This is a genomic window from Shigella sp. FC1967 (assembly GCF_001743005.1).
Classification (GTDB): Bacteria; Pseudomonadota; Gammaproteobacteria; order Enterobacterales; family Enterobacteriaceae; genus Proteus.
Genome location: NZ_MIIZ01000878.1, coordinates 1 through 2,258 on the forward strand (window position 1 = coordinate 1; position 2,258 = coordinate 2,258).

Here is a 2,258-nt window from a genome sequence, read left to right on the forward strand (position 1 = left end):
TATTATTCTAACATTAAAAAATAAGTAGAATATTTAAAATAAATTGAGTTGTTCATTCTCTTTTTCAATTGAAGAACTCGATTTTTTTAATGTTCTTAAATAACGTTGCTGACAAAGTCGTAATATATTTCTTTTTTCTTGTTGATTCATTGTTGACCAATTAAAGCGCTCTTGACGACTGCGATAGCATCCAACGCAATATCCTTGTACATTCATTTCACAACGTCCAATGCAAGGACTAGGAATATCAAAAAATTCTAATTGTTCTTGCATTTGATTTTCCCTCCCTATTGTTTGTTACAATAGAGTATAGTTAATAGAGATATTATCTGCACAACATGATTTATTGAACTGTTAAAGGCGTAGTAAAATTGAACTTTAGGGCTTTAACGCGTTATAGTACCCCGCCATCAGTTTATCTGTAGGGTTTAATCATTAAAAAACACAAGAGGTTTATATGCGAGTACTTCATACCATGATCCGTGTGGGCGATTTACAACGTTCTATCGACTTTTATACCAAGGTTTTAGGTATGCAACTTCTACGCACTAGCGAGAATGAGGAATATAAATACTCGTTAGCTTTTGTTGGTTATGGTGATGAAAGCACCGGTGCGGTTATTGAATTAACCTATAACTGGGGTGTAAACAGCTACGAAATGGGCACTGCTTTTGGGCATGTGGCATTAGGTGTTGATGATGTTGCTGCAACCTGTGAAGCCATTCGCCAAGCGGGCGGTAATGTTACCCGCGATGCCGGCCCAGTAAAAGGTGGCTCAACAATTATTGCTTTTGTTGAAGATCCTGATGGATATAAAATCGAGCTCATCGAAAACAAAAGTGCAAGTCACGCTCTAGGTAACTAAATTTTATTTTAAAACCAGAAAGATAGCATGTTTATCTTTCTGGCCTTACTGATTATCAATTTCCGATATTCTCTTTTTATCGGATAAGTACAAACTTAATGCCTGATATAAATAATCCCAATAAGCTTTGTAACCGTTTTCGGGGTTACTACCCTGTTGTCATTGATGTTGAAACAGGTGGATTTAATGCGAAAACAGACGGTTTACTTGAAATCGCCGCCATAACATTAAAAATGGATGAACAAGGTTGGCTAAAACCTGATAATACATTACATTTTCATGTTGACCCCTTTGAAGGGGCTAATCTAGAACCCGCCGCCTTAGAATTTACAGGTATTGATCCAACCAATCCTTTGCGTGGCGCTGTGAGTGAATATGAAGCCCTTCATGCTATTTTTAAAATGGTGCGTAAAGGTATGAAGGATGCAGATTGCAATCGCGCCATTATTGTGGCTCATAATGCAAATTTTGATCACAGCTTTGTAATGGCTGCTGCTGAGCGTGCAGGATTAAAACGTAATCCTTTTCACCCTTTTGCCACCTTTGATACCGCAGCTTTAAGTGGATTGGTATTAGGGCAGACAATTTTGGCTAAAGCCTGTATCACTGCCGGTATTCCCTTTGATAGCAAATTAGCGCATGGTGCATTATACGATACTAACCGCACATCATTACTTTTTTGCGAATTAGTTAACCGTTGGAAAAAACTTGGTGGATGGCCATTGCCTACACCTTGAAATCATGATTTCTCTGATACATTTATGAATAACATAAAAAGCCAGTTCATAATGAACTGCTTTTTATTGAAAATATCATTACTTTTATGCATTTCAATATGAAACGATAAAAAATTAATTACTGCGCTTCTTCTTCACCACGATATTTATCAGCAGTCTCTTTTAATAACTTCTGTAATTCACCGCGTTGATACATTTCTAAAATAATGTCACATCCACCGACTAATTCACCATCTACCCATAATTGTGGGAAGGTTGGCCAGTGCGCATATTTTGGTAACTCTGCACGAATATCTGGGTTTTGCAAGATATCAACATACGCAAAACGCTCACCACAAGCAGAAATAGCTTGAACTGCCTGAGCAGAAAAACCACAACTTGGTAATTTTGGTGAACCTTTCATGTATAAAATAATTGGGTTTTCATTGATCTGGCGTTCAATTTTTTCAATAGTCGTCATTTATTACGTCCTTACAGCCTTTTATATTCGATATGCTTTATATAGGGAAAACATGAAAGAAGAATACCACTTTATATTAGAAAGCTCTACGTAAAGTTTATTTTTAATAAAAATCAACTTGTTAAAACAAAATCACACTGATTTGATGAAAAATATCCGCAATAAATAAATCCATGTATTACTGTTTTTAGGTGTG

4 protein-coding genes are annotated in these 2,258 nt (G+C 36.2%); 2 read left to right on the top strand and 2 right to left on the bottom strand.

Translation table 11 applies throughout. The features are described 5' to 3' along the window. Positions 1-33: 33 nt before the first annotated feature. Entirely contained in the window at positions 34-273 is a 240-nt protein-coding gene (locus tag BHE89_RS15115; RefSeq protein ID WP_069369298.1) for a DUF1289 domain-containing protein, read from the bottom strand. Positions 274-457: 184 nt separating this feature from the next. Between BHE89_RS15115 and gloA the strand changes: the two genes are divergently transcribed. Both gloA and rnt read left to right on the top strand, forming a co-directional pair. After that, complete coding sequence (gene gloA / locus BHE89_RS15120; RefSeq protein WP_036937247.1) at positions 458-865, top strand: lactoylglutathione lyase; 408 nt, start codon at positions 458-460, stop codon at positions 863-865. A gap of 98 nt (positions 866-963) precedes the next feature. Then, positions 964-1,602, top strand: coding sequence for a ribonuclease T (rnt, locus tag BHE89_RS15125; protein ID WP_069369299.1), 639 nt, complete (start codon positions 964-966; stop codon positions 1,600-1,602). 118 nt (positions 1,603-1,720) lie between these two features. On the opposite strand, the gene BHE89_RS15130 is transcribed toward rnt, so the two are convergent. Then, positions 1,721-2,062: a Grx4 family monothiol glutaredoxin gene (locus BHE89_RS15130; RefSeq protein WP_006537039.1), complete on the bottom strand. Its 342-nt coding sequence runs from the start codon at positions 2,060-2,062 to the stop codon at positions 1,721-1,723. Positions 2,063-2,258 lie beyond the last annotated feature (196 nt).

Bases quoted from the DNA above. Each gene is read 5' to 3' on its own strand.
- BHE89_RS15115 (WP_069369298.1), bottom strand. From the start codon at position 273: ATGCAAGAACAATTAGAATTTTTTGATATTCCTAGTCCTTGCATTGGA.
- gloA (WP_036937247.1), top strand. From the start codon at position 458: ATGCGAGTACTTCATACCATGATCCGTGTGGGCGATTTACAACGTTCT.
- rnt (WP_069369299.1), top strand. From the start codon at position 964: ATGCCTGATATAAATAATCCCAATAAGCTTTGTAACCGTTTTCGGGGT.
- BHE89_RS15130 (WP_006537039.1), bottom strand. From the start codon at position 2,062: ATGACGACTATTGAAAAAATTGAACGCCAGATCAATGAAAACCCAATT.